The sequence below is a fragment of the Duganella paludis genome, assembly GCF_054461335.1.
Genome location: NZ_CM136922.1, coordinates 4,129,055 through 4,154,812 on the forward strand (window position 1 = coordinate 4,129,055; position 25,758 = coordinate 4,154,812).

At 63.6% G+C, this 25,758-nt stretch carries 33 protein-coding genes; 21 read left to right on the plus strand and 12 right to left on the minus strand.

The features are described 5' to 3' along the window. The first annotated feature begins 1 nt into the window (after position 1). Positions 2-826, plus strand: a complete 825-nt coding sequence (gene proC / locus ACXZ1M_RS18270; RefSeq protein WP_459049066.1) for a pyrroline-5-carboxylate reductase — start codon at positions 2-4, stop codon at positions 824-826. Between the two features lie 44 nt (positions 827-870). Further along, the gene (locus tag ACXZ1M_RS18275) at positions 871-1,806 is read left to right on the plus strand and encodes a CE1 family esterase (protein ID WP_459049067.1); all 936 of its coding nucleotides are present in this window, start codon (positions 871-873) and stop codon (positions 1,804-1,806) included. Between the two features lie 7 nt (positions 1,807-1,813). On the opposite strand, the gene ACXZ1M_RS18280 is transcribed toward ACXZ1M_RS18275, so the two are convergent. From ACXZ1M_RS18280 to ACXZ1M_RS18305, 6 genes are all read right to left on the minus strand, one after another. Next, positions 1,814-2,977, minus strand: a complete 1,164-nt coding sequence (locus ACXZ1M_RS18280; RefSeq protein ID WP_459049068.1) for an SO2930 family diheme c-type cytochrome — start codon at positions 2,975-2,977, stop codon at positions 1,814-1,816. After that, complete coding sequence (locus ACXZ1M_RS18285; protein ID WP_459049069.1) at positions 2,974-4,236, minus strand: parallel beta-helix domain-containing protein; 1,263 nt, start codon at positions 4,234-4,236, stop codon at positions 2,974-2,976. Before ACXZ1M_RS18285 ends, ACXZ1M_RS18280 begins: the two co-directional genes overlap by 4 nt. Before the next feature lie 92 nt (positions 4,237-4,328). After that, positions 4,329-4,832: a hypothetical protein gene (locus ACXZ1M_RS18290; protein ID WP_459049070.1), complete on the minus strand. Its 504-nt coding sequence runs from the start codon at positions 4,830-4,832 to the stop codon at positions 4,329-4,331. A gap of 70 nt (positions 4,833-4,902) precedes the next feature. Further along, positions 4,903-5,256, minus strand: a complete 354-nt coding sequence (locus tag ACXZ1M_RS18295) for a DUF883 family protein (protein WP_459049071.1) — start codon at positions 5,254-5,256, stop codon at positions 4,903-4,905. Between the two features lie 90 nt (positions 5,257-5,346). Beyond that, positions 5,347-6,213, minus strand: a complete 867-nt coding sequence (gene ubiA, locus ACXZ1M_RS18300; protein WP_459049072.1) for a 4-hydroxybenzoate octaprenyltransferase — start codon at positions 6,211-6,213, stop codon at positions 5,347-5,349. 69 nt (positions 6,214-6,282) lie between these two features. Next, a complete protein-coding gene (locus ACXZ1M_RS18305; protein WP_459049073.1) occupies positions 6,283-7,218 on the minus strand; it encodes a hydrogen peroxide-inducible genes activator in 936 nt (311 codons plus the stop codon). Between the two features lie 108 nt (positions 7,219-7,326). On the opposite strand from ACXZ1M_RS18305, the gene ACXZ1M_RS18310 reads away from it, so the two are divergent. Genes ACXZ1M_RS18310 through ACXZ1M_RS18330 form a run of 5 tightly spaced genes read left to right on the plus strand, consistent with a single transcriptional unit; the run spans position 7,327 to position 11,079 of the window. Then, complete coding sequence (locus ACXZ1M_RS18310) at positions 7,327-8,508, plus strand: PilT/PilU family type 4a pilus ATPase (protein ID WP_459049074.1); 1,182 nt, start codon at positions 7,327-7,329, stop codon at positions 8,506-8,508. 21 nt (positions 8,509-8,529) lie between these two features. Then, a complete protein-coding gene (locus tag ACXZ1M_RS18315; protein WP_459049075.1) occupies positions 8,530-9,009 on the plus strand; it encodes an adenylyltransferase/cytidyltransferase family protein in 480 nt (159 codons plus the stop codon). Next, positions 9,006-9,293, plus strand: coding sequence for a hypothetical protein (locus tag ACXZ1M_RS18320; RefSeq protein WP_459049076.1), 288 nt, complete (start codon positions 9,006-9,008; stop codon positions 9,291-9,293). Before ACXZ1M_RS18315 ends, ACXZ1M_RS18320 begins: the two co-directional genes overlap by 4 nt. A gap of 18 nt (positions 9,294-9,311) precedes the next feature. Then, complete coding sequence (locus ACXZ1M_RS18325; RefSeq protein ID WP_459049077.1) at positions 9,312-10,049, plus strand: helix-turn-helix domain-containing protein; 738 nt, start codon at positions 9,312-9,314, stop codon at positions 10,047-10,049. A gap of 58 nt (positions 10,050-10,107) precedes the next feature. After that, positions 10,108-11,079 (plus strand): DMT family transporter, encoded by a 972-nt coding sequence (locus tag ACXZ1M_RS18330; RefSeq protein ID WP_459049078.1) that lies wholly within the window; start codon positions 10,108-10,110, stop codon positions 11,077-11,079. 50 nt (positions 11,080-11,129) lie between these two features. On the opposite strand, the gene trmL is transcribed toward ACXZ1M_RS18330, so the two are convergent. Next, complete coding sequence (gene trmL / locus ACXZ1M_RS18335) at positions 11,130-11,600, minus strand: tRNA (uridine(34)/cytosine(34)/5-carboxymethylaminomethyluridine(34)-2'-O)-methyltransferase TrmL (RefSeq protein WP_459049079.1); 471 nt, start codon at positions 11,598-11,600, stop codon at positions 11,130-11,132. Between the two features lie 20 nt (positions 11,601-11,620). Further along, positions 11,621-12,439 carry a ComF family protein gene (locus ACXZ1M_RS18340; protein ID WP_459049080.1) on the minus strand — a complete coding sequence of 273 codons (819 nt, stop codon included), beginning with the start codon at positions 12,437-12,439 and terminating at the stop codon, positions 11,621-11,623. Positions 12,440-12,535: 96 nt separating this feature from the next. On the opposite strand from ACXZ1M_RS18340, the gene ACXZ1M_RS18345 reads away from it, so the two are divergent. The 7 genes from ACXZ1M_RS18345 to ACXZ1M_RS18375 all read left to right on the plus strand — a co-directional run bounded on the left by ACXZ1M_RS18345 (position 12,536) and on the right by ACXZ1M_RS18375 (position 18,373). Next, on the plus strand, positions 12,536-13,459 hold the full coding sequence (locus tag ACXZ1M_RS18345) for a methyltransferase domain-containing protein (RefSeq protein ID WP_459049081.1): 924 nt from the start codon (positions 12,536-12,538) through the stop codon (positions 13,457-13,459). A 343-nt stretch (positions 13,460-13,802) separates the two neighbouring features. Then, entirely contained in the window at positions 13,803-15,044 is a 1,242-nt protein-coding gene (gene coxB / locus ACXZ1M_RS18350) for a cytochrome c oxidase subunit II (protein ID WP_459049082.1), read from the plus strand. Positions 15,045-15,060: 16 nt separating this feature from the next. Then, on the plus strand, positions 15,061-16,650 hold the full coding sequence (ctaD, locus tag ACXZ1M_RS18355) for a cytochrome c oxidase subunit I (RefSeq protein ID WP_459049083.1): 1,590 nt from the start codon (positions 15,061-15,063) through the stop codon (positions 16,648-16,650). Between the two features lie 2 nt (positions 16,651-16,652). Next, positions 16,653-16,760 (plus strand): cytochrome oxidase small assembly protein, encoded by a 108-nt coding sequence (locus ACXZ1M_RS18360; protein WP_459049084.1) that lies wholly within the window; start codon positions 16,653-16,655, stop codon positions 16,758-16,760. A gap of 1 nt (position 16,761) precedes the next feature. Then, positions 16,762-17,298: a cytochrome c oxidase assembly protein gene (locus ACXZ1M_RS18365; RefSeq protein ID WP_459049085.1), complete on the plus strand. Its 537-nt coding sequence runs from the start codon at positions 16,762-16,764 to the stop codon at positions 17,296-17,298. Then, positions 17,291-17,485 (plus strand): DUF2970 domain-containing protein, encoded by a 195-nt coding sequence (locus ACXZ1M_RS18370; RefSeq protein WP_459049086.1) that lies wholly within the window; start codon positions 17,291-17,293, stop codon positions 17,483-17,485. Before ACXZ1M_RS18365 ends, ACXZ1M_RS18370 begins: the two co-directional genes overlap by 8 nt. Before the next feature lie 27 nt (positions 17,486-17,512). Further along, complete coding sequence (locus tag ACXZ1M_RS18375) at positions 17,513-18,373, plus strand: cytochrome c oxidase subunit 3 (protein ID WP_459049087.1); 861 nt, start codon at positions 17,513-17,515, stop codon at positions 18,371-18,373. Positions 18,374-18,414: 41 nt separating this feature from the next. Here ACXZ1M_RS18375 and ACXZ1M_RS18380 read toward each other — a convergent pair whose 3' ends face one another. Then, entirely contained in the window at positions 18,415-18,621 is a 207-nt protein-coding gene (locus ACXZ1M_RS18380; RefSeq protein WP_459049088.1) for a twin transmembrane helix small protein, read from the minus strand. A gap of 33 nt (positions 18,622-18,654) precedes the next feature. Here ACXZ1M_RS18380 and ACXZ1M_RS18385 point away from each other — a divergent pair, with 33 nt between their 5' ends. Genes ACXZ1M_RS18385 through ACXZ1M_RS18405 form a run of 5 tightly spaced genes read left to right on the plus strand, consistent with a single transcriptional unit; the run spans position 18,655 to position 22,618 of the window. After that, entirely contained in the window at positions 18,655-19,380 is a 726-nt protein-coding gene (locus ACXZ1M_RS18385) for an SURF1 family protein (protein WP_459054041.1), read from the plus strand. After that, on the plus strand, positions 19,364-19,981 hold the full coding sequence (locus ACXZ1M_RS18390; RefSeq protein ID WP_459049089.1) for an SCO family protein: 618 nt from the start codon (positions 19,364-19,366) through the stop codon (positions 19,979-19,981). The genes ACXZ1M_RS18385 and ACXZ1M_RS18390 overlap by 17 nt, the downstream gene beginning before the upstream one ends. A gap of 2 nt (positions 19,982-19,983) precedes the next feature. Further along, a complete protein-coding gene (locus ACXZ1M_RS18395) occupies positions 19,984-21,144 on the plus strand; it encodes a COX15/CtaA family protein (protein WP_459049090.1) in 1,161 nt (386 codons plus the stop codon). Positions 21,145-21,157: 13 nt separating this feature from the next. Then, positions 21,158-22,054, plus strand: a complete 897-nt coding sequence (gene cyoE / locus ACXZ1M_RS18400) for a heme o synthase (RefSeq protein WP_459049091.1) — start codon at positions 21,158-21,160, stop codon at positions 22,052-22,054. Positions 22,055-22,072: 18 nt separating this feature from the next. Then, positions 22,073-22,618: a hypothetical protein gene (locus ACXZ1M_RS18405; RefSeq protein ID WP_459049092.1), complete on the plus strand. Its 546-nt coding sequence runs from the start codon at positions 22,073-22,075 to the stop codon at positions 22,616-22,618. 8 nt (positions 22,619-22,626) lie between these two features. Here the strand turns inward: ACXZ1M_RS18405 and ACXZ1M_RS18410 are convergent, their stop codons facing one another. Together ACXZ1M_RS18410 and ACXZ1M_RS18415 are read right to left on the minus strand one after the other, a co-directional pair. Continuing rightward, positions 22,627-22,950, minus strand: a complete 324-nt coding sequence (locus ACXZ1M_RS18410) for a hypothetical protein (protein ID WP_459049093.1) — start codon at positions 22,948-22,950, stop codon at positions 22,627-22,629. A gap of 1 nt (position 22,951) precedes the next feature. Beyond that, positions 22,952-23,218, minus strand: a complete 267-nt coding sequence (locus tag ACXZ1M_RS18415; protein ID WP_459049094.1) for a hypothetical protein — start codon at positions 23,216-23,218, stop codon at positions 22,952-22,954. Between the two features lie 75 nt (positions 23,219-23,293). Between ACXZ1M_RS18415 and ACXZ1M_RS18420 the strand changes: the two genes are divergently transcribed. Next, positions 23,294-23,890 carry an SCO family protein gene (locus ACXZ1M_RS18420; protein WP_459049095.1) on the plus strand — a complete coding sequence of 199 codons (597 nt, stop codon included), beginning with the start codon at positions 23,294-23,296 and terminating at the stop codon, positions 23,888-23,890. An 11-nt stretch (positions 23,891-23,901) separates the two neighbouring features. Further along, positions 23,902-24,939 (plus strand): AI-2E family transporter, encoded by a 1,038-nt coding sequence (locus ACXZ1M_RS18425; protein WP_459049096.1) that lies wholly within the window; start codon positions 23,902-23,904, stop codon positions 24,937-24,939. Here the strand turns inward: ACXZ1M_RS18425 and ACXZ1M_RS18430 are convergent. Continuing rightward, positions 24,936-25,739 carry a substrate-binding periplasmic protein gene (locus ACXZ1M_RS18430; RefSeq protein ID WP_459049097.1) on the minus strand — a complete coding sequence of 268 codons (804 nt, stop codon included), beginning with the start codon at positions 25,737-25,739 and terminating at the stop codon, positions 24,936-24,938. The two genes, ACXZ1M_RS18425 and ACXZ1M_RS18430, sit on opposite strands and share 4 nt — an antisense overlap. Positions 25,740-25,758 lie beyond the last annotated feature (19 nt).

A 25,758-nucleotide genomic window follows, 5' to 3' on the forward strand; every position in this document is an offset into this window, starting at 1 on the left:
CATGAAAATCGCATTTATCGGCGGCGGCAATATGGCTGCAGCCCTGATCGCCGGATTGGCCAACAAGCTGACCGCCGGCGCCAACATCCACGTCATTGATCCCAACGCGGAGCCGCTCGCGCGCCTGCACCAGCTGTACGGCGTGACCACGGCGCCGACCAGCGACGCGGCGCTGTCGGCGGCCGACGTGATCGTGCTGGCGGTGAAGCCGCAGAATATGCGCGAGGTGGCGGCGCAGCTGCTGCCGTTTATCGACCCGGCGCGGCAGCCGTTGGTGGTGTCGATCGCCGCCGGCATTCGTAGCGTCGACCTGTCGCGCTGGCTGGGCGGCTACGGCGCCATCGTGCGCTGCATGCCGAACACGCCGGCACTGATCGGCATGGGCATCACCGGCATGGTGGCGATGCGGGGCGTGAGCCCGCAGCACATCAAGGCGGCCGACGATATCCTGCGCGCGGTCGGCCCGACCGTGTGGCTGGACGACGAGAGCAAGATCGATGCGGTGACGGCGGTTTCCGGCAGCGGGCCGGCCTATGTGTTCTACTTCATCGAGGCGATGCAGCAGGCGGCGTTGGAAATGGGACTGAGCACGGAGCAGGGCACGCAGCTGGCGCTGGCTACCTTCGCCGGCGCAGCGCAGTTGGCCAATCGTTCGTCGGAGCCGGTGTCGCTGCTGCGCGAGCGCGTCACGTCCAAGGGCGGCACCACCTACGCCGCGCTGACGAGCATGGAAAGCAGCGGCGTCAAGGCCTCCATCGTGACCGCCTTGAAAGCGGCCGCCGCGCGCGGCAAGGAACTGGGCGACGAACTGGGCGCCACCAACTAGATAGACCGAAAGGCTGCATGATGCCGGTAACCCGATACTTACCCTTGATTGCAGCCTTCGCCGTTTCCCAGGCCGGTGCTGTGGCCATCGTCGACGAAACGCTGCAGCGCCCCGAAGGCATGCGCCACTATCTGCTGGCCAAGCCTGCGCAGGCAACGGCCGGCAAGCGGCCGCTGGTGATTCTGCTGCACGGCCATTCATCGTCCGCCGAGCTGACGCTGGGACGCGGCAAGATTGACGATCCGGCTTCCGCCTGGCTGGACGTTGCCGACCGCGAGGGACTGCTGGTCATCGCCCCGGATGGCTGGAAGGGCAGCGACGACAAGCAAGGCTGGAACGATTGCCGCGCCGATGCGTCCACCAGTCCCAAGACCGACGATATCGGCTTTCTCGCCGCCGTGATCGACCAGGCGGTGGCGCGCTACGACGCCGATCCTTCCCGTATTTATGTTTCCGGCATGTCCAACGGCGGCGGCATGGCCTACCGCGCGGCGGTCGAGTTGGGGCCGCGCCTGGCGGCGGTGGCGGTCACCAGCATGTTGATGCCGGTGCGCTCCATCTGCACCGCGCCGAAGCGCGCGTTGCCGATGCTGGTGGCGCAGGGCACGGCCGACAAGATCGTGCCGTATGCCGGCGGTGAAGTCGGCGGCTGGCTGCTGAAGGGACGCGGCTCGGTGCTGAGCGCGGACGACACGGTGAAGTTCTGGCGCGAACTGGCGAAGCTGCCCGCCGCGCCGGTGATGAGCAAGGTGCCGCAACGCGACCCGTCGGCCCCGACCTCGCTGGTGCGCTACGTCTGGGGCGGCGATCCGAAGCAGGTGCAGGTCGAATTCCTGAAGATGGAAAACGCCGGCCACGTCCAGCCCAGCATCAGCCACACACTGCCGTGGTGGCTGCGCGCGCTGCTGGGCAAACAAAACGCCGACCTCGAATTCGCCGACGAGAGCTGGTCCTTCTTCAAGGACAAGCGCTTGCCGTAACGGCGTATCACTTGGTGTCGCAGCCTTCCTTCATAGCGGCGATCCATTCGCGGATCAGGGCCACGCCTTCCTTGTGGGCCGAGCCGCGACCCAGTTCCGGCATCATGATGCCGGTTTCGGCCGAGGCCAGGCGGTACAGCATGATGGAGTCGTCCGGCTTGCCGGGGGCGATGTCGTAGTTGCGCCCGCCGGTGCCGGCGCCCGCCGCCACTGGCGGCTTGCACAGACCCAGGTGCAGATTGGCCGGTGCGCCCATGTTCAGGTGCAGTGCCGTGGTGTTGGCCGCGCCCTTGTCGTTGTGGCAGTGGGCGCAGTTGATGTCGAGGTAGGCGCGCGCCCGCGCATCGATCGCCAGCTTGCTGTCGCTCCAGTCGGCGTTGCGCGGCGCGGCCGTGGCGGCGTTGGCCGGCAGGCCGCTCAAGTAGCCTATCTTCGCCAGGTGTTCCAGCTGGTTGGTACTGACGCCTTCATACGTGTAGTCGCGGTTCAGGTGGCGCGCTTTCGGGCCGATGGGCTCGAACTGGCGCGACTTGACGTCGGCCACGTGGCACGACGCGCACTGGTTCACATTGGGCACCACGTAGGTCAGCTTGCTGCTGCTCTTGTCTTCGTGCACCACGTCCAGCGGAATCTGGTCGCCGGTGCGCGACAGCACGGCTTCGGTCTGGTCGGCGTTCCACACATAGGGCAGGGCGATCCAGCCGCCGGCGCGCTTCACCAGCAAGCGCGTTTCGATCAGGCGCATGCTGGCCAGGTCGAGGCGGTCGCCGTCCTTGGCGCCGCCGTCAATGTTATTTCCGTTGCCCGTGGTGGCCAGCACGGTCTTGCCGTCGCCGCCCTTGGGATAGTAGAAGGTCTTGCTGATGATGGTGCCGACCGGGAAGTCGAAGGTGGTGTCGGCCTTGTAGGCCGCGCTTTGGCCTTTCGGCATCCACACCGTGCGCAGCTTGTGAGCGTAGTCGGTGAACAGCGGCGTGTTCAGGTCGTACGGCACCACGTCCTTGTTGAGGTTGAGCTTGCCGCCAGCGACCGCCATCAAATGCCAGTCGCTGAGTTTTTCCGGGTTGCCTTCGGCGATAAAGCTGACCGGCGGCTGATTTTGCGTGCACGCCGCGAGGACGAGCGCGCACGCCGCCGCCAGCAGCGGACGAGTTGCGAGTTTAAGCATCATGACTGGGCGGCGAGTTGGGCGATGGTGACAGGTGGCAGTTTGGCCAGTTCGCAGCGGAACGGTGCGTCTTCCTTGCTCGGGTTCTTGTACTTGTTCGGACCGTCGGCGTTGAGCACGGCCGCATCCTTCTGGATGCAGATGCGGTGCTCAGGCGGCAGCACGCCCTTGACCATCAGCTTGGTGTCGACGTAGCCGTCCCACAGCACGTCCGGCAAGTGGCCGGTCAGGCCGTACATGGCGATCTTCAGTGCTTTCAGGTCGAAGCCGTCCGGCGAATCGCCGCCGCCCTTGAAGCGGTTGCCGTAGACGTAGATGGCTTTCGGGTAGGGATCGTAGCCGGCGGCCACGCCTTTTTCCGTGAAGTAGCCGGTCGAGTGGTAGCTGGAGATGATGACGTTGGCGGTCTGGTTGTCGCTCACGTCGTTGTCGAAGATCTCCACCTTGGAGTTGGAGTTGATGACGATGCCGGAGCCGGCCGGCACGCTGGCCACGGCCGTGCCCTTGGCGGCGAAGTTGCCCAGGTTGTTCTTCTCGACCTTGTTCTTGTACACGCGGGTGCTGTGGCCGGGCTGCGACAAGTTGGGCATGTTGAACACCAGGATGCCGCCGGTGTTGTTGGTGGCGACGTTGTCGTAGACGTCGGCGTTGACGGTGTTCTCGATCTCGATGCCGGCCACATTGCCTTCGGCGCGCGAGCGGCGCACGATCACGCCATTGGACTGGCCGACGTAGATGCCGGCGTCGGAAGCGCCGATCGCCACGCTGTCCTCGATCAGCACGTTCTTGGTTTTAACCGGGTAGATGCCGTAGGCGCCGTTGGTCACTTTCGGGCCGCCGGTCCACTGCACCTTGACCTTGCGCACGGTGATGGTGTCGCCGTCGTTTATCTTCAGGCCGTCGCCCTTGGAATCTTCGATGGTGAGGTTTTCGATGGTGAAGCCGTTGCCGTAGACCAGCATGCCTTCCGGTCCGGTGACCTGGCTCTTGAAGGAGAGGATGGTTTTTTCCATGCCCGCGCCGCGCACGGTAACGCCGTCGCCGCGCAGGGTCAGGCCGGAGGTGAGGTGGTAGGTGCCGGCGGGAATCTCGATCACGCTGCCGGGCTTGGCGTCCAGCAGCTGCTCCTGCAGCTTCTTCTGGAAGGCGGCGTCGGAGCTGACTTTCTCCGCCGACGGCGCCGGACCGTCGGTCTTGGTGCAGGCGTTCAACAGCACGCCCATGGAACCGCACAATGCAATGACCCGTAACGCTCTGTTCATCTGCTGTCTCCCGATTTTTGTTTTATAAGGATATTTTTATAGTACACATTGTACGATTTAGTATAGCAGCATGTTTTCTCTGAATTCTTCAACTACATGGTGTTCATCCGGCTGCGTTTGAGGTCGAGCGCGAGGGCCGCTTCGCGCAGGCGGCGGTGGCGGCGCAGGTAGCTGAAGGCGCCGCGCGTGTCATACATTAGCTGGTAGTGGAAATAGTTGATCTGCTCGGCCACCACCAGAGCGAGAACGCAGCCCGACCACCACAAATCTTCCGTGGTGACGGCCGCGTAGCGGGTGGCGACCAGCAGCATCAGCGCGGCGATGAGCATCACGTTGATGTACTTGAAAGCGTTGTAAAGATGTCGGAAGTAGTCGGGCAAAGGCTGGTGCAGCGTGAAGCTGCGCAGCTTCAGATGCCAGTACAGTGCGCCTTGCAGCAGGATGAAGCTCATCATCGCGGTGGTGGCGATGCGCAGGTCCCACGCCACCGGGCCTTCGGTTTTGCGCCAGTCCAGCCAGAAGATCAGGGGCAGGAAAAACGCGCAGAAGGCCTCGGCCGTGCGCAGGTATTTCATCCGGCCTTGTATCGATTGCATGCGAACATCCTCGTCGTGGTGGTGCGGACGAGGATAGCATATTGGCAATGCGCTGGAACAGCGCCGCCGCTTATTTCCGCGCGATCAGCACGCCGAGCAGCACGCCCACGGCGGCGCCGATGCTGGCCGCGCGCCATGGATTGTCGCGCACATAGGTGTCGACGCTGGCGGCGGTGTCGCGGCTGTAGGCCAGGAAGCTGTCTTCGAGCTTGTGCAGGTCGCTCTTGGCGGTGCGCAGGCTGTCGTCGAAGCGGGCGCGCGCTTCGCTGCTGATGCCGGGTTCGTCGCCGACGCTGTCGGCCAGCCACTGCTCCGCTTCATCGATGACGTGCTGCATGTCGTCCATCAGCCGCTCGCGCACCTTGCCGCTGGCGGCCTTGGCGTCGGCGATGGGGCTGTTGCCATTTGCCGGAGTTGATTCCATGGTGACCTCGCTTATCTGGATAGGGGAAAGAATGCCAGTGTAAGTATCGGCGAAGTCGCCATCTTGCGTCTGCTCAATTGTGTGCGGCCATTATCGCAGCGCGTAGTCGAGCGCCACGCCAGCGAAAATCACGCCGCCCAGCCAGTTGTTGTGGCGGAAGGCGTAGAAGCAGGCGTCGCGCTCGCGGTGGCGGATCAGGGTGTAGTGGTAGCAGGCGATGCCGGCCGCGACGGCCAGTCCGGCCACGAACCAGAAGCGCAGTCCCTGCTGCCAGCCGCACACCAGCAGGATGGCCAAGTGCAGCGCGTAGCACAGCATGATGATGGCAACGTCGTAGCGGCCGAAGGTGATGGCCGAGGTCTTGATGCCGATCTTTAGGTCGTCGTCGCGGTCGACCATGGCGTATTCGGTGTCGTAGGCCAGGGTCCAGAACACGTTGCCGATCAACAGCAGCCAGGCCAACGGCGGCACCTGGTTCTGGATCGCCGCGAAGGCCATCGGAATGCCGAAGCCGAAGGCAATGCCGAGGTAGGCTTGCGGAATGGCGAAGAAGCGCTTGAAGTAGGGATAGGTGCCGGCAATGATGACGGCCGCCACCGACAGCTGCTTGGTCAGCGCGTTGAGCGGCAGGATCAGGCAGAAGGCGATGATGGCCAGGATGGCGGCGATCGCCAGCGCTTCCTTGCCGCTGATGCGGCCGCTGGTGAGCGGGCGCTGCGCGGTGCGCTTGACGTGCTTGTCAATGTCCTGATCGGCGTAGTCGTTGATTGCGCAGCCGGCTGAGCGCATCAGGAAGGTTCCGAGCGTGAAGATGAGCAGCAGGCGCCAGTCCGGCACGCCGTCGGCCGCCAGCCACATCGCGTACAGCGTGGGCCACAGCAGCAGCACGGTGCCGATGGGTTTGTCGAGCCTGATCAGGCGGAAGTAGAGCGCCAGCTTGTTCGTCATGTGCGACATATGCGACTTCGGGTAACGGGAAAGCGGTGATTATCGCAAATCCCGGGCGGGAAGGCACTCAGGCGTCTGTCAGGCAGCGTCGCAGAGGGTGGTGATGCCGGGCAGGTTGCAGGCGGAAACCACTTCGCACACGGCGTCGATGGCGGCCTTGCGGGTGAAGCTTTTACGCCACACGATGACCACGCGGCGCGACGGCGCCGGCTCGTCGAAGGGACGGTATTGCAGCATGCCTTCCTTGGTGTCCATGTCCGGCACCGAGGCGCGCGGCAGCACGGTCAGGCCGATGCCGCTGGCCACCATGTGGCGGATGGTTTCCAGCGATGAGCCCTCGAAAGTCCGTTGCATGCCATTGCCCGGCGTGGAGAAGCGCGCCATCTCGGGACAGACTTCCAGCACCTGGTCGCGGAAGCAGTGGCCGTTGCCGAGCAGGAGCATGTTCTCGGTCTTGAGGTCTTCGGACGGAATCGACTTGCGCTTGTTCCACGGATGCTGGGACGGCATGGCGACCACGAACGGTTCGTCGTACAGCACCTGCATGGCCATGCCGTGCTCGGGCAGCGGCAGCGCCATGATGGCGGCGTCGAGTTCGCCCTGGCGCAGCATCTCCAGCAGCTTGACGGTGAAGTTCTCCTGCAGGATCAAGGGCATCTGCGGCACCTTGTCGATCATGCCTTTGACCAGCGGCGGCAGCAGGTAAGGGCCGATGGTGTAGATCACGCCCAAGCGCAGCGGACCGGCCAGCGGGTCCTTGTTCTGTTTGGCGAGTTCCTTGATGGCGGCGGTTTGTTCCAGCACGCGCTCGGCCTGGGCGACGATCTGCGCACCCAGCGGGGTGACCGAAATCTCGGCGCCGCCCCGTTCGAACAGGACCACGCCCAATTCATCTTCCAGTTTCTTGATGGCGACCGACAGCGTCGGCTGGGCGACGTAGCACGCCTCGGCCGCATGTCCGAAGTGCTTTGCGCGGGCGACGGCCACGATGTATTTCAGTTCGGTCAGTGTCATAAATGTATTTGAACACAGGCGATGCTGGGATGCAATAAGGAAGGCCAAGTTGCGCTATTGTAGCGGAATGGTGTCGATATAATGCAGCGTAATCTCGAAAGGAGATGTATGTCCTCCACATTTGGCCCGGAAGAAGCGCAGGCCTATCTGCACAAGTTGCTCAAGGTGATGCATCACACCGGCGGCTCCGACTTGTTCATCTCGGCCGACTTCCCTCCAAGCATGAAGTCGCAAGGTGCGATGAAGCCGCTGAGCCAGCAGAAGCTGACCGGCGGCGTGACGCGCGCGCTGGCGCTGTCGATCATGAACGAGAAGCAGCAGGCCGAGTTCGAGGCCGAGCTGGAATGCAACTTTGCCATTTCGCTACCGGACGTGTGCCGCTTCCGCGTCAACGTCTTCGTGCAGCAGCAGAACGTGGCGATGGTGATCCGCACCATCGCCTCCGAGATTCCAACGCTGGAAAAACTGGAGCTGCCGGAGGTACTCAAGGACATCATCATGACCAAGCGTGGGCTGGTGCTGGTGGTGGGCGGCACCGGCTCGGGCAAGTCGACCACGCTGGCGGCGATGATCGACTACCGCAACGCCAACACGGCCGGCCACATCATCACGGTGGAAGACCCGGTCGAGTACGTGCACAAGAACAAGGGCTGCCTGATTACGCACCGCGAAGTGGGCGTGGACACGCGCTCCTGGCACAACGCGCTGAAGAACACGCTGCGCCAGGCGCCGGACGTGATTTTGATCGGCGAGATCCGCGACACCGAAACCATGGAGCACGCGATCGCGTTCGCCGAGACCGGCCACCTGTGCCTGGGTACGCTGCACGCGAACAACGCCAACCAGACCATGGACCGCATCATCAACTTCTTTCCGGAGGAGCGCCGCAACCAGTTGCTGATGGATCTGTCGTCCAACCTGCGCGCCATCGTCTCGCAGCGGCTGATCCGCACCGAAGACGGCAAGGGACGCAAGGCTGCCATCGAAATCCTGCTGAATACGCCGACCATCGCCGAGATGATCTTCAAGGGGAACTTCCAGGCGATCAAGGAAATCATGCACAAGTCGCGCGAGCTGGGCATGTGCACCTTCGACCAGGCGCTGTACGAACTTTATAATAAGGGCTACATCGCCTACGAAGAGGCGCTGCGCAACGCCGACTCGGCCAACGGCCTGCGCCTGCAGATCAAGCTGCACGGCGGCCGGCCGGAGCCGGGCGAGGGCGGCGGCGCGTTCGGCGCGCTGAGCATCGAAGAAGAAACACCCGAAGACGACGAACCGAAAACCTAGAAAGAATCGAGAAAACATCGCATGCCGCAATTTGAAGACAAGATCTGCACCCGCGCACAACTGGCCGCACGCGTGGCCGCATTGCCGAAACCGGTAGTGCTGACCAACGGCGTATTCGACATCCTGCATCGCGGCCACGTGACCTACCTGGCGCAGGCGCGCGCGCTGGGCGCCTCGCTGGTGGTGGCGGCCAACACCGACGCCTCGGTCAAGCGCCTGGGCAAGGGCGACGACCGCCCCCTGAATAATTGCGGCGACCGCATGGCGGTGCTGGCGGCGCTGGAGTCGGTCAGCCTGGTGGTCGACTTCGACGAGGCCACGGCGCTGGAAGTGGTGCAGGAAGCGCGTCCGGAAATCTACGCCAAGGGCGGCGACTACCAGATGGACGCCATCCCCGAAGGCAAGGCGGTGATCGCCTACGGTGGCGAAGCGGTGGCGATCGACTTCGAGCACGACCGGTCGACCAGCAAGCTGCTGGCCAAGGTGCGATCCTTCAAATGAGGATCATCCTGATCCTGGTGGCGGTGCTGGCGTTTCTGCTGGCGCTGTGGGGGCCGCCGCTGATGGTGGCGCGCAAATACTGGCTGCGCGGGAATCCGTGGGCCTTCCGCAATTTACGCTTCGTGCTACCGGCGCAGCTGGTGGCGGCGGTCACGCTGGCCTTCGCGGCCGAATTCTCCGGCTGGCGCAATCCGGCCGCCATCATGGCCGGCACCACCCTCCTGGTCGGCCTGCTGGGTTCGGGCCTGCTGGCGCTGCTCGCGGTGTGGGCGGCGCGGCGCTGATCGATTACACTGGCTGGCATGGGCTCAACCGAAATCGACCTGCGCAGCTACGACGCTCCGTTCTCGGACACGCATGATCACGCCCAGATGGTGCTGCCGCTCAAGGGCCGGCTGACGCTGGACATCAATGGCAGCGGCGCGTTGCTGCATCCGCTGCGCGCCGCCTTCATCGCACCGGGCTTGGTGCACACGCAGTTTTCCCACGAACCGAATCAATCGCTGATTCTCGACTTCGACCTCGCAGCCGTGGCGCCGGAAACCGCCGTCCTGCTGGCCGAGCGTCCGTTCGCGCCGGTGGGCGCGGCCACCGCCAAGCTGATCGACTTCATGGGCATGATGCAGGAACAGGGCGCGGCCAGCGCGGGCGTGCTGGCCAACTGGACGCCGCTGCTGCTGGAGTCGCTCACGCGCCAGCCGGTGCGTCCCGCCTCGCGCCTGCAGGCGGCCTTGACGCAGTTCGAGGCAGCGCCCGGCCAGCCATGGGATACCACCAGCATGGCCAAGTCGGCCTGCCTGAGCGTGAGCCGGCTGCACCGCGTGTTCCGCGAGGAGCTCGACACCACGCCGCGGGCCTGGCTGAACGCCATGCGCCTGCGTTTCGTCTGCCGTCAACTGGCGCAGTCCTCGCTGCCGATCGCGCAGCTGGCCACGCTGGCCGGCTACGCCGACCAGAGCGCGCTGACCCACGCCATGCGCCGCGCCATGGACATCACGCCGCTGGCGTATCGTAAGCAGAACCAGACAAAAATCCGCTAGTCCCACACAATCCTTGCGCCGCGCGCGCCGCCACACTGTCGCTCAAAAGGAGAGTGCTATGTGGTATGGAGTGATGTGCGGCCTGGCGGCCGGAGCCTTCTGGGGCATGATATTCGTAATGCCGCGCTGGCTGGCGGCGTTCTCGCCGGTGGAGCTGGCGTTGGGGCGCTACCTGGCGTATGGACTGATCACCTTGCTGCTATTGCTGCCGCGCTTGAGCGGACTGCTGCGCCGCCTGACGCGCAGCGATTGCCGGGTGCTGCTGCGGCATGCGCTGGCCGGCAATATTGTCTACTACCTGCTGTTGTCGACGGGCGTGCAACTGGCCGGGGTGGCGGCGGCCTCGCTGATCATCGGCCTGCTGCCGCTGAGCGTGACTTTGCTGGGCCGGCGCGACGACGGTGCGCTGCCGTTGGCGCAGCTGGCGTGGCCGCTGGCGGCGGTGGTGGCCGGCATCGTCTGCATCAACGTCGATGTATTCCAGCACGCGGCGGCGCGGCGGCAGGCGTGGGGCGCGGTGGCGCTGGGCATGCTGTGCGCGTTTGGTGCGCTGCTGTGCTGGACCTGGTACGCGGTGGACAACGCGCGCTTCCTCAAGCGTAATCCACAGTACAGCGGTGCGGAGTGGTCGGGGCTGTATGGACTGAGCACCGGCGTGGTGGCGCTGGTGATGGGCGTGGTCGCCTATGGCGGCGGCTGGGCCGGTAGCGCGGGTCAGGACGGCGCGCTGCGCGACTGGCTGTATTTCTGGAGCGTGATCTCGATGGTGGCGCTGGGCGCCTCGGTGATCGGCAACCAGTTATGGAACATCGCCAGCCGGCGCGTGCCGGTCACCTTGTCGGGGCAACTGCTGCTGTTCGAAACCTTGTTCGGCCTGCTGTACGGCTTCATCCACCAGCACCAGGCACCACGCCCGCTGGAGATCGTCGCCATTGCCCTGCTGATCGCCGGCGTGGCCGGCTCGGTGTGGCTGCATGCCATCCCCAAATCCGGGGTCAGGTCCTCCATTGCTACACGGGCTCTGCCCTAGCGATCGCTAGGGCAGAGCCCGTGTAGCAATGGAGGACCTGACCCCGGATTTCAGGCGCCGCCGGCGTAGCCGTTTTGGCGCCAGGCTTCGAAGACGACTACGGCGACCGTGTTCGACAGGTTCATGCTGCGGTTGTCGGGACGCATCGGCAGGCGGATGCGCTGGGCCGGCGGGAAGGTTTCGCGCAGCGCCGGTGGCAGGCCGGCCGTTTCGGAGCCGAATACGAAGACGTCGCCCGGCTGGAAGCTGGCTTGCGCGAACGGCGAGCTGCCGTGCGTGGTCATGGCGTACATGCGCGCCGGGTCCGGCTGGGTGTCGGCCAGGAAGGCGTCCCAGTCCTTGTGCACTTTCATGCGCGCGTATTCGTGGTAGTCGAGGCCGGCGCGCTTGAGCTTGGAGTCTTCCAGCGGGAAGCCCAGCGGTTCGATCAGGTGCAGCTGCGCACCGGTGTTGGCGCACAGGCGGATGACGTTGCCCGTGTTGGGCGGGATTTCCGGGTGGACCAGGACGACGTGGAACATGCGTTTTTTTCCTTTTCTAATTAGTGTGGCGGCGTGCGGGCAAACACCAGGTTGCTCACGCGCGCGGCGCCGTGGCGCTTCAATGTGGCCGCCACTTCGTTCAGGGTGCAGCCGCTGGTCATGACGTCGTCGACGACGCCGATGTGGCGGCCTGCCACCAGGGCGGCGTCCGGCACCGCGAAGGCACCGGCGATGTTTTGCCGGCGCTGCTCTGGCGCGACGCTGCTCTGGGCGGCGGTGTCGTGGACGCGGACGAGCAGCTGCGCTTCCAGCGCGATGCCGAGGCCGCGCGCCAGCGGCCGGGCGATTTCCAGCGCCTGGTTGTAGCCACGTCCTGCCAGGCGGCGCGGTCCCAGGGGCACCGCGCAGAGCAGGGCGGGCCGCTGGTATTCCGCTTGCGACCGCACGGCGTCGCGCAGCAGGCCGGCGCACAGCGGGGCCAGCGCCAGGCGGTGGCCGAATTTCAGTTGCAGCACCAGCTGGTCGACCGGCAAGGCGTAGTCGGCAGCGACCAAGGTGTGGTCGAAGGCCGGCCGGTGCGTCAGGCAGGCGCCGCACAGCAGGCCGGCCGCCGACACCGGGTTGGCGCAGCAGTGGCAACGGGCGATGGCGGCGGACGGGCCGAAGAACTGGGCCGCGCAGCCGCGACAGAGCGCGGCGTCGCTGTCGCCGCCGCACAGGGCGCAGGCGTTGGGCAGCAGGTGCCGCAGCAGCGCGCTACCCCAGCGCTGCAACAGCGCGCCCAGCGGCGGGGTGCCGGCCGCCGCGCTGCGTTCCGGCGAAGCTCCGGCCGCGTCGCGCCGCTTCGGCGTTGTCGTCTGTTCTATCTTGCCATTCATGCCACGCTCCCGCGCTGAAAACCTGCCCGGTCGTCGTCGCGATGGCGTGCAACCATGTACACTGCCGACATTATCGCATTACATCGACTCATCACCATGCAAGTCCCTGCTAATCCACCCAAACTCAGCGCCCCGATCGACCTGGAGCGCGTCCGCAAACTGTTTTCCCGCCCTGAACGCATCGCGACCGCCGATTTCCTGCGTCGTGAAGTATCTTCGCGCATGTTCGACCGGCTGGAATTGATCAAAATTGCACCGCAGCGCGTTTTGGACGCCGGTTGCGGCGCCGGCGCCGATCTGCCTTTGTTGCAAAAATCATATCCCGCTGCCCAGATCCTCGGCATCGATGCCGCCGACGCCATGCTGCGCTCGGCCCAGGCGCCGGGCGCCAAGTCCTCGTCGCTGAACCAGCTGCTGAGCAAGCTGCTGCCGTCCAAGAGCGGCGTCGACCTGCTGTGCGGCGATTTCGCCGAGCTGCCGCTGGGACCGAACACCCTGGATCTGGTCTGGTCCAACCTGGCCCTGCACTGGCATCCGCAGCCGGACCGCGTGTTTGCCGAGTGGCGCCGCGTGCTGCGCGTGAACAGCCTGCTGATGTTTTCCACCTTCGGCCCCGATTCGCTGCGCGAACTGCGCACCGCCTTCGCCGAAGCCGACCTGGCGCCGCACGTTTTACCCTTCGTCGACATGCACGATTTCGGCGATCAGCTGGTCGAAGCGGGCTTTTCCACCCCCGTGCTGGACATGGAAACCATCACCGTGACCTACGAAACGACACAAGCGTTGTTGTCCGACGTGCGCGCTTTGGGCGGGAATCCGCTCACAACGTTGCGCCGCAGCATGATGGGCAAGCAGGCATGGCAACGCATGCTCGACACCCTCGAACGCGGTCGTCGTTCCGACGGGAAACTCGGCCTGACCTTTGAAGTTATCTACGGTCACGCCTTCCGCCCTGCACCCAAGGTCACTTCCAAGGGCGAAGCCATTATCCGCTTCGATCCGCCGCGCAAGCCACGCTAGGGGCGGCGTCCATGTTGCCATGCGGCGTGTCGCCCTGTGGCACAGCATAGTTGTGAAATCGATTATTTCTTGATGCTGCCGGATTTTGTTCTATATAATCATTCACTAATTTTGCCAGCCAGTCACGTCGCCAGCTATAAATCAGCGACCCAAGGCAAAAGCAGGTTAATACGAGCACGATCGAGCAGTTGAATTAAGCAGAATCGAGCGTCGGCGTTGTTTCGCGGCAGGTTGCGGGGTCATGCTGGCGTCAGTTGTTTAAGGAGCGTCGCCGGTTCTTTTCACCGATCAGCCGGTCAGACGTTAAAAAAATATTTTAATTTCTTGGGCAGTTGGGGAAAACATGAAACATGTGAAGCGACTTCAAGCGTTGATGCTCGGACTGTCGATGCTGGCAGCCGGTATGCCAGCGTGGGCAGCTGAGACCGCAGCAGGCACAGCGGCAGGTACCGCAGTCGGGACCTACACCGCCGCGACTGGCGGCACCGGCGGACCGATCGCCGGGGAATTGAATCTGCAACCACCCGCCACCCAGATCGCTGCCGAAGTCTACAGCCTGCACAACTGGATGATGGGCGTCTGCCTGGTCATCTTCGTCGCAGTCTTCGGCGTGATGTTCTACTCCATCTTTAAACACCGCAAGTCACTCGGCCACAAACCGGCCACCTTCCACGAATCCACCGCCGTCGAAATCGCCTGGACCATCGTGCCGTTCCTGATCGTCATCGGCATGGCGCTGCCAGCCACCCGCACCGTGGTCGGCATGAAGGACACTTCCAACGCCGACATCACCATCAAGGTCACCGGCATGCAGTGGAAGTGGGGCTACGATTACCTGAAAGGCGAGGGCGAGGGGATTTCCTTCCTGTCCAACCTGTCCACCCCGCGCGCCCAAGTGGGCGCACCGGGCTTCGAACCGACCGAAAAGCGCGGCGACAACTACCTGATGGAAGTCGACAATGAAGTCGTGGTGCCGGTGCACCGCAAGATCCGCATGATCACCACCGCCAACGACGTGATCCACTCGTGGTCGATCCCGGCCTTCGCCGTCAAGCAGGATGCGATTCCCGGCTTCGTGCGCGACGCCTGGTTCAAGGCCGAGCACACCGGCACCTTCCGCGGCTACTGCTCGGAACTGTGCGGCAAGGAGCACGCCTTCATGCCGATCGTGGTGCGCGTGGTCACCGACGCCGAGTACTCGGCCTGGGTGGGCGGCAAGAAGAAGGAAATGGCCGCGCTGGCCGATGATCCGACCAAGACCTGGACCATCGACGAGCTGAAGACCAAGGGCGAAAAAGTCTACAACACCAACTGCGTGGTCTGCCACCAGGCCAACGGCAAGGGCACGCCGGGCGCGTTCGCCCCGCTGGACGGCTCGGAAGTGGTGAATGGTCCGAAAGCGGAACAGATCAACGTGCTGCTGCACGGTAAGAAGAGCGGGAAATATCCTGCCGAGATGCCAGCCTGGAAGCAACTGTCGGACACGGATATCGCGGCTGTGATTACCTACACCCGCAACAGCTGGTCGAACAAGGCCGCCGAAAACATCGTTCAACCAGCCGAAGTCCTGGCTGCACGCAAGTAATCAGGAGCGTTACAACATGAGCACAAGCACTTTGGATCACGCACACGACCACGACCATGCGCACGACCATCCGCATGGCCTGTCGCGCTGGCTGTTCGCTACCAACCACAAGGATATCGGCACGCTGTACCTGTGGTTCTCCTTCGTCATGCTGCTGTCCGGCGGCGTGCTGGCGCTGGGCATCCGCACCGAGCTGTTCCAGCCCGGCCTGCAGTTCTTCCAGCCTGAGTTCTTCAACCAGCTGACCACTATGCACGGCCTGGTGATGGTGTTCGGCGCCATCATGCCGGCCTTCGTCGGCTTCGCCAACTGGATGATCCCGCTGCAGATCGGCGCCTCGGACATGGCGTTCGCCCGCATGAACAACTTCTCGTTCTGGCTGCTGCCGCCTGCGGCGCTGCTGCTGGCGACCTCGTTCCTGGTACCGGGCGGCGCCACCGCCGCCGGCTGGACCCTGTACGCGCCGCTGTCGACCCAGATGGGCGCCGGCATGGACATGGGTATCTTCGCCATGCACTTGATGGGCGCTTCGTCGATCATGGGTTCGATCAACATCATCGTCACCATCCTCAACATGCGCGCCCCTGGCATGACCTTGATGAAAATGCCGATGTTCTGCTGGACTTGGCTGATCACCGCCTACCTGCTGATCGCCGTGATGCCGGTTCTGGCCGGCGCCATCACCATGACGCTGACCGACCGCCACTTCGGCACCACCTTCTTCAACGCGGCCGCCGGCGGCGACCCGGTCATGTACCAGCACATCTTCTGGTTCTTCGGCCACCCGGAGGTGTACATCATGATTCTGCCGGCGTTCGGCATCGTCTCGCAGATCCTGCCGGCCTTCGCCCGCAAGCAGCTGTTCGGCTACGCCTCGATGGTGTACGCCACCGCGTCGATCGCGATCCTGTCGTTCATCGTCTGGGCCCACCACATGTTCACCACCGGCATGCCGGTGACCTCGCAGCTGTTCTTCATGTACGCCACGATGCTGATCGCGGTGCCGACCGGCGTGAAAGTGTTTAACTGGATCGCCACCATGTGGCGCGGTTCGATGACGTTTGAAACCCCGATGCTGTTCGCGGTCGGCTTCATCTTCGTGTTCACCATCGGCGGCTTCACCGGTCTGATCCTGGCGGTCACCCCGATCGACATCCAGCTGCAGGACACCTACTACGTGGTGGCGCACTTCCACTACGTGCTGGTGGCCGGTTCGCTGTTCGCCCTGTTCGCCGGTTTCTACTACTGGTCGCCGAAATGGACCGGCCACATGTACAACGAGTTCATGGGCAAGACCCACTTCTGGGCCTCGCTGATCACGTTTAACATCACCTTCTTCCCGATGCACTTCCTGGGCCTGGCCGGCATGCCGCGCCGCTACGCCGACTACTCGGCGCAGTTCACGGACTTCAACATGATCGCCACCATCGGCGCCTTCGGTTTCGGCCTGTCGCAGGTGTTCTTCCTGTTCGGCGTGATCATCCCGACCATCCGTGGCGGCAAGCAGGCGCCTGCCAAGCCATGGGACGGTGCGGAAGGCCTGGAGTGGACCGTGCCGTCGCCGGCGCCGTTCCACACCTTCGAAACGCCACCGCAGTTCAAGTAATCATGGCCGGACAGAACAAGCCGAACAACCTGCGCACCGCCCTGATCCTGGGCGGGCTGGTGCTGTTCTTTTTCGCCTCGGTGTTCGTCAAACGCATCTGGTTGAGCTGAGATGGGCAGCAACCGCGTCCTGCTGCGCAAGCTGCTCATCATCGCGGTGGTGATGTTCGGCTTTGCGTATGCGCTCAACCCGTTCTACCGCCAGATCTGCGAGGCGCTCGGCTTGAACGTGCTGACGCAGAAGGATGGCACGGTCGAGTACGACAAGAACACGCAGGTCGACGCCAGCCGCAGCATCACCGTGGAGCTGGACGGCAACGCCCAGGGTCCATGGCGCTTCCGGCCGACGACCAGCAGCGTGACCGTGCATCCGGGCGAGCTGACCACGGTGATGTATGAAGTGGTCAACACGCAAAAGCGCGAGATGAATGCGCAGGCGATACCAAGCTACGCGCCGCAAAGCGCGACGCCGTATTTCCTGAAAGTGGAATGCTTCTGTTTCAAGCAGCAGACCTTGAAGGCCAACGAGGCGCGGCAGATGCCGGTGGTGTTCTACATCGACCCCAAGCTGCCGCGCGAAGTGAAGACCATTACGCTGTCGTACACCTTCTTTGAAGTCGGCGGCGGCCTGGTGGCCAAGCATGAATAAGAAACGCGGCTTTCTGTACACCGTGAAGGCCGTGCTGTGGTCGTTTGTAGGCCTGCGCCGCAAGCGCGATTTCGATGAGGACCAGGAGGGTTTGAACCCGTTCCACATCATCATCGCGGCTGTGTTGGCGGTGGCCGTGTTCATTGCAATACTGATATCGATCGTCAAGCTCGTGGTAGCTCAATAAAAGTTGATTAAAGTTAGGGAGATGAAGATGAGTTCACATAATGCCGCAGCGCCGTACTACTTCGTGCCGGGGCCTTCGCGCTGGCCATTGCTGGCTGGCATGTCGATGCTGGTGACCATGGCCGGTGCATCGGGCTGGGTCAACGACGCGCCGTGGGGCCCGGTCGCCAACCTGGCCGGCATCGTCGCCACGCTGGTGGTGCTGTACTTCTGGTTCGGCCAGGCCATCAAGGAATCGGAAGGCGGCTTGTACAGCCAGCGCATCGATCACTCCTACCGCTGGTCGATGGGCTGGTTCATCTTCTCGGAGGTGATGTTCTTCGGCGCCTTCTTCGGCGCGCTGTTCTACGCGCGCACCATCTCGATGCCGTGGCTGGGCGACCTGGACCACAAATTCATCTGGCCGGACTTCGCCGCGCATTGGGGCGGCGCCAGCCCGGCCGGCACGGTGGAAGAGTTCCGCACCATGGGCCCGTTCCCTATCCCGACCATCAACACCGCGCTGCTGCTGACCTCGGGCGTGACCTTGACCCTGTCGCACCACGCATTGCGCGCCGGCCACCGCGCGCAGACGGCCATCTGGCTGTTCGCGACCATCCTGCTGGGCGCCGTGTTCATGGGCTTCCAGGCGTATGAGTACATCCATGCGTACACCGAACTGAACCTGAAGCTGACCTCGGGCATCTACGGTTCCACCTTCTTCATGCTGACCGGCTTCCACGGCTTCCACGTGACGATGGGCGCGATCATGCTGTCGGTGGTGCTGTACCGCGTGTTGCGCGGGCACTTCACGGCGGAGAACCACTTCGCCTTCGAGGGCGCGGCCTGGTACTGGCACTTCGTCGACGTGGTTTGGCTGGGCCTGTACATCGTGGTCTACTGGTTATAATATCCAGAGACACCAAAGCCGCACTCCGGTGCGGCTTTTTTTTATCCCGCGCGGATGCCGGTAGGGTGGATGTAGCCGAGCCGGTAGGCCAGCAGGATCAGCAGGAACAGGGTGATCGACAGGGCCACGCGCAGCGCCAGCGCATGCACGGTGTTGTTGCTGCGGCCCTTGTCGCGCATCAGGAAGAAAAATGCCGCACCGAGGCTGCCGATGATCAGGATGAACGCGATGGCGACGGCAATTTTCATGGCATTGAGGAGTGGCGATTTGATCGAGGTTCCATTGTAATGGCGTTCCGCTTTAAATTGATTCCTTTCGTGGCCACGGTGCTGGTGGTGGCCTTGGGCATCCAACTGGGGAACTGGCAGACGCGCCGCGCCGAGCAGAAAATCGCCGTGCAGGAGAAGCTGGCGCAGGGCGCCCAGGCCGTCCCCGTGGCGCTCGATGGCGCTCCTCTCGCGGCGGACGCCGTGGCATGGCGCCGCGTCACTGTCAGCGGCGAATTCGTGCGCAACTGGCCGGTGTATCTCGACAACCGCCCGTATCAGGGGCGGGCCGGCTTCTATCTGCTGATGCCGTTTAAAATATCGGGTTCGAACATGCACGTGCTGGTGGCGCGCGGCTGGCTGCCGCGCGACCCGGCGGTGCGCGAGCGCCTGCCGGCCTACGCCACGCCCGAGGGCACGGTGACGCTGCAGGGCGTGGCGCGGCTGAACGCGGGCCATGTGATGCAGCTGGGGACGGCGGCGCCGCTGGCGCCCAACGCCATCGTGCAGAACGCCGATCCGCTGCAACTGGCCAAGGACAGCGGCCTGACCATGCAGCCTTTCGTGCTGGAGCAGGCCGCGCCGGCCCCCGGCGACGATACGCAGCTGGTGCGCGACTGGCCGGCGCCGGCGCTGGGCGTGGAAAAACATCAGGGCTATGCCTTCCAGTGGTATGCACTGTCGGCCATGGCGGTTATCTTTTTTGTAGTGAACGGATTCAGACGTGGAAAAACCAAATAACCCAGGGCGCGGCCGCTGGAAGCTGATCGCCGTGCTGGCCGTGTGCGCCGCGCCGCTGATTGCGTCATACTTCACCTATTACGTGGTCAAGCCCAAGGGCGGTGTAACCAATTACGGCACGCTGATCGATCCGCGCCTGCATCCGATTCCGGCCATGGCCAGCACCACGCTGGACGGCAAGCCGGCCAAGCTGGAGGATTACAAGGGCAAGTGGATCATGCTCAAGGTCGGCCCGTCCGACTGCGCGCAGGAATGCCAGGACCAGCTGTTCGCCATGCGCCAGCTGCGCACCATGCAGGGCAAGGGCATGGAGCGGGTCGAGCGGGTGTGGATGATTACCGACGACCAGCCGCTCGATACCATGCTGCTGCGGGTGAACGACGGCACCCACATGCTGCGCGCGCCGGCGGCGGTGGTGGAGAAGTGGCTGCCGCTGGAAGCCGGCGCGCCCGACCGCGCCTCCGACCACGTCTATTTGATCGACCCGCTGGGCAACCTGATGATGCGCTTCCCGAAAGGCGCGGTGTCGAGCGACATCGAGAAGGTCAAGCGGGTCAATAAGGACATCGCAAAATTGTTGAAAGCTTCGGCGATAGGGTAGTCATGCATCTCACACTCGCGCAAATGGCCATCACGGCGCTGTTGATCGCGCTGCTGCCGGCCGCCATCGTCTGGACCTCGTCGGACGCCAATAAATACCGCAAGCTGGTGTGGGTCAGTGTGTTCCTCACGTTCGACCTGATCGTGTTCGGCGCCTTCACGCGCCTGACCGATTCCGGCCTCGGCTGCCCGGACTGGCCGGGCTGCTACGGCGCCGCCAATCCCTTCCTGGCGCACGAGCAGATCGTTGCCGCCGAAACGCTGATGCCGACCGGGCCGGTGACCGTGGTCAAGGCCTGGATCGAAATGATCCACCGCTACCTGGCCATGTGCATCGGCGTGCTGATCACGGCGATGCTGGCGCAGTCCTGGTATCAATGGCGCAAGTCGAAAGGCACGCGGCCCGAGTACCGGCCGTGGCTGCCGACGGCGCTGTTCTTCTTCGTCTGCCTGCAGGGCGCGTTCGGCGCGTGGACCGTGACGCTCAAGCTGCAGCCGGTGATCGTCACCATCCACCTGCTGCTGGGCATGGGCCTGCTGGCGCTGCTGGTGTGGTACGGCGGCCGCCAGAATCATTTGAGCGCGCCGCGCACGCTGGTCAGCGCCTCGCCGCCGGCCATGCGCAACATCCGCATCCTGGCGGCGCTGGCGGCCGGGCTGTTGCTGGTGCAGCTGGCGCTGGGCGGCTGGGTCAGCACCAACTACGCGACCCTGGCCTGCACCGATTTCCCGCTGTGCGGCGGCAAGCTGGTGCCGGAGATGGATTTCGAACACGGCTACACGCTGTGGCGCGAGCTGGGCAAGACCGCCGCCGGCCACTACCTGCCGTTCGCGGCGCTGACGGCGATCCACTGGGTACACCGCAATTTCGGCTTCATCGTGGCGCTGGCGGCCGGCTACGTGGCGTGGCGCGCATGGGGCCACGACGTGCTGCACAAAACCGCGCGCGGCATCGCGTTGACCTTGGCGGCGCAGATCCTCACCGGGGTGGCCACCATCTATCTGAGCTTCCCGCTGACCATCGCCGTGCTGCACAACGCCGGCGCGGCACTGCTGGTCCTTTTGCTGACCATGTTAAACTACAAGGCTAAGTACCAGTACGACATTGCAAAGAAAGCAGCATATAGCGCTTCGCATCCCCCGACGTCGACGGTACGGCATTGATTAAGTACCTCTCATGACCACGCAAACCGCAAGCAGCAAATCCTCAAGCCGCGCCTCGCAATTCTGGGCGCTGACCAAACCGCGCGTCACCATGCTGGCGGTGTTTTGTGCCATCATCGGCATGTTCCTGGCCGTCCCTTACGGGCTGCCGGACTGGCGGCTGGTGCTGTATGCGACCGTGGGCATCTGGCTGCTGACGGGCGCGGCGTTTGCCGTCAACTGCCTGGCCGAGCGCGAGATCGACGCGCGCATGGCGCGCACCGCGCGCCGTCCGATGGCGCTGGGCGACATTTCGGTGCCGGAAACGGTGGTGTTCGCGCTGGTGATCGGCGGCGCCGGCATGTGGGTGCTGTACACCCTGGTCAATCCGCTGACCATGTGGCTGACCTTTGTCACCTTCCTCGGCTACGCCATCATCTACACCATGATTCTGAAGCCGTCGACGCCCCAAAACATCGTCATCGGCGGGCTGTCGGGCGCGATGCCGCCGGCGCTGGGCTGGGCCGCCGTGGCCAACGACGTGCCGATGGAGGCATGGCTGCTGGTGCTGATCATCTTTGTCTGGACGCCGCCGCATTTCTGGGCGCTGGCGCTGTACCGCCGCGACGACTACGCCCGTTCCGGCCTGCCGATGCTGCCGGTCACGCACGGCATGAAGTTCACCCAATTCCACGTCTGGCTGTACTCGATCGCGCTGGCGGCCACGACGCTGCTGCCGTTCGCGGTGCAGATGAGCGGCCTGATCTACCTCCTCAGCGCCATCATCCTGAACGCCGTCTTCCTGCGCCACGCCTGGAAGATCTACCGTCACTACACCGACCTGATCGCCCGCAAAGCCTTCACCTGGTCGATCATTTACCTCGGCCTGCTATTCCTGGCCCTGCTGGTGGACCACTACATCAAACTCTAATTTGCGGAGTGGACCGGCATGCTTTCTTATGAGATCGGCTCCTCCGCTGGAGGGTACGTCCCGAAAGCCTTTCCCTCTGCCTTGTCGTCGCAAGCTGCCAGCATCGCGAAGTTAGTTCCAGATCATTCACATCGCTTGCGGGGTTACGACGTACTGCTCAATGGTGAAACGCTGGAAATACCGGTCAGATTATATTTTCCTAAGGTGATTTTGCGGACGCCGTGGTGCGATGACACCATGCTGCTGTGTCTCGGCACCCGCCATCATGATGGGTTTGTTCGACAAGAATGTGTGATGCAACTGCTGCAGCGGAGCGACGACTGGGCCATCCCGTACATTGTGCAACTACTGGGCGAGTACGTGGTTGAAATTGCCCAAGTCATCAACGACGCGCTGCCGCTTTTGGATCAGGCACCCTATCAGCGCTTCATCGCAGAGAACGCTAGCTATATCGCCACGACGGAGCGCAGGATCAGAAGCTACTGGTCGTGCTACTACCGCGACGCCTATCCTGATATTAAGTCCTATCCGCCTTACATCGCCTTAACGCACCTCATGTCGTAACAGGCGACTCATTCTGACATCGACTTGGGTTGCGGACTTGGGACGGTAGCTGACTTTGAGATCATCGCCTGTAACGTTGTTGGGGCGCTGAGGCCAATTGAGAAAGCCAAAAGTGGGCGTAGCGTAGATCCGTCTACGATATATAGCCAGGCTAAGCCAGCTCCTGCCAGCGGCCAGAAGATGAAGAAAGCCCAGAATGCAAAATTCTTCTGCGTGCGATCGGTCTTTGGCTTTTTACTGTCTTCCCATAGATTCATCATATCCAAGACGAAACCTCCCGCGCCAGCAATCATGACGAGTTGCATGGTTGTGACGGGTTCGAGAGAAGTCATACTAAACTCCGACTTTATTGGTGACTGCATCGAGCAATTTCTGTGTCCAGGGCGCGTCGGTGCGATATTTTTCTGCTGTTGTGTAGAGTCTTTCGCCCGTTGGATTCGGTCTGTATGCGCGCAGAAAGCCATCCGCCGTGTCGAGAATTTGCAAAACGGCTTCTTCTGCTATCCCGGTGTCAGCTGAGATGCCTCGCACCGTGCGCCATACGTCGCTGGATTCGCGGATCGCGGCACGGATTTTTTCTTTCACGTCGCTTTCGTTCACGATTGCCTCCTGAGCGGTATCATGCTGCTTAGACCCGTTTTAGCTCAAACAAGTTCAACCGAAAGACCAACGCTGATGAAAAAAGTTCTCGCCTTTGCAATGATCGCTGTTTCCTTGTTGGCCGGCTGCGGCGAGAAGCCGGCGGTGGAGGCGCCCAAGGCGGCGTTCCAGAATACCGATCTGACCGGCGCCTCGTTCGCCAAGGACTTCGCGCTGACCGACCATACCGGCAAGCCGCGCACCATGGCCGATTTCAAGGGCAAGGTGGTGGTGATGTTCTTCGGCTATACCCAATGCCCCGACGTCTGCCCGACCACCATGGCGGAAATGACCGAGGTGCTCAAGCAGCTCGGCCCGCAGGCCGATCAGGTGCAGGTGCTGTTCGTCACCGTCGATCCCGAGCGCGATACGCAGCAATTGCTGGCCGAGTACGTGCCGGCCTTCGACAAGCGCTTCATCGGCCTGTACGGCACGTCCGAGCAGACCGCCGCCGTCGGCAAGGAGTTCAAGGTGATGTTCGCCAAGGTGCCGGGCAGCACCAAGGGCAGCTACACCATGGACCACACCGCCGCCAGCTATGTGTTCGACAAGCAGGGCAAACTGCGCCTGCTGATCCGCTCCGGCCAGCCGGCCGCCGCCGCCGTGCATGACATCAAACTGTTGTTGTCGTGAGCGGGGGCGCCATGCAGCAGCGCTTCCAGCCTTTTACCCGCCTCGCCGCCATCATCCTGCTGGTGATCGGCTGCCTGGTCGTGCTGCGGCCGTTCGTGGCCGCCATCCTGTTCGCGGCAGCCATCACCATTTCCAGCTGGCCTCTGTACCTGCGCCTGCTGGCGCGCTTGAAACAGCGCCGCACCATCGCCGCGCTGGTGATGAGCATCGGCCTGACGCTGCTCATCATCGTGCCGCTGACGCTGGTGACCTGGAACATCGCCGACAACGCCTCCGATTTCTATGACCAGATCAAGGCCGGCCTCGGCAGCGGCACGCTCGATCCGCCGCTGTGGTTGAAGGACCTGCCGCTGGTGGGCGACGCCGTCTACACCTATCTCGGCAATCTGCTGCACAGCCGCGAGGAACTGCTGCTCGCCGCCCGCAACCTGCTGGAACCGGCCCGCCGCGTCCTGCTCGGCGGCGGCCTGGTGCTGGGCAGCGGCGTGGCGCAGGTCAGCCTGGCCGTGTTTGTCAGCTTCTTCCTGTACCGCGACGGCCAGACCATGCTGCAGGCGCTCGCCAACGGCATGGACAAGCTGATCGGTGAACAAAGCGTGAGCGTGGCCGACACCGTTAGCCGCACCGTGCGCGGCGTGATGTACGGCATCCTCGGCACCGCGCTGGCGCAGGCGGTGGTGGCGGCGGTCGGTTTCCTGATCGCCGGCGTGCCGGCCGTGGCGCTGTTGTCGGTGGCCACCTTCCTGTTCTCGCTGATTCCGGTCGGCCCGCCCCTGATCTGGGGCGGCGCCACCATCTGGCTGTTCAACCAGGGCAGCACCGGCTGGGCCGTCTTCATGCTGATCTGGGGACTGCTGGTGATCAGCGGCGTCGACAACGTGGTCAAGCCGATGCTGATCTCGCGCGGCAGCAGCCTGCCGTTCATCCTGGTGCTGCTCGGCGTGATGGGCGGCGTGCTGGCGTTCGGCTTCGTCGGCCTGTTCATCGGCCCGACCCTGCTGGCGGTGGCTCTGGGCCTGTTGCGCAACTGGACCGCCGACAAGGTTTAGAAATGCAGCAGCCGTGAGGCCAGTTCGGCGTCCAGGTGGCGCTCGAAGATGCGCCGCAGCGTGCCATCCTCGCGCATGGCGCGGATGGTGTGGCTGATGCGCGTCGCCAGCGCTTCATCGACGCGCTGGCGCGACAGGATCAGGCCGCCCACCAGCACGTCCTTGGGCGGCGCCCAGTCCATGATGCGGTAGTTGCCGCTCATCTGGTCCTGCTTGAGCAGCGGATACCAGCCGCTACTGATGGCCATCACGGCCTGCACCCGTCCCACCTTGAACAAGCGCAGCATGGCTTCGTAGTCGGGCGCCTCGTAGACGCGGCCCTGGGCGCGCAGGCGATCGAGCCAGACGTCGTAGGCTTTGCCGTGGCGGAAGGATTTGATGACGCCGATCTTGATGTTGGGATCGGCCAGGAAGTCGTCCATGCTGCGGATGCTGGTGCTGACGTCCTTGTGCAGCAACACATAATTGCGCTCGGCAAGGTAGGGCACCATGCGGGCGAACTTCTCGCGCTCCGGCGTCGACAGGGACGAGACCGACATGTCGACGGTGCCGCCATGCAGGCCGGCCCAGATGCGCACGCGCGAATCGGTGATGGCTTCGATGGTGCAGCCGAGGCGGCGCGCCACCTCGTCCACCACGTCCTTGTCGATGCCGGTCCAGCTGCCGTCGGCGGCCTTGTAGTAAAGTGCGCCGTATTCATAGAAGGCGCTGCGCAGGTGGCCGCAGGCGCGCTGGGGTTGGGCGACTGCCAGGCCGTTCAGGCCGAGCAGGACGCCGCACACGATAAGCCGGGCTAACATGTCTCCCCCCTGGCGCGCT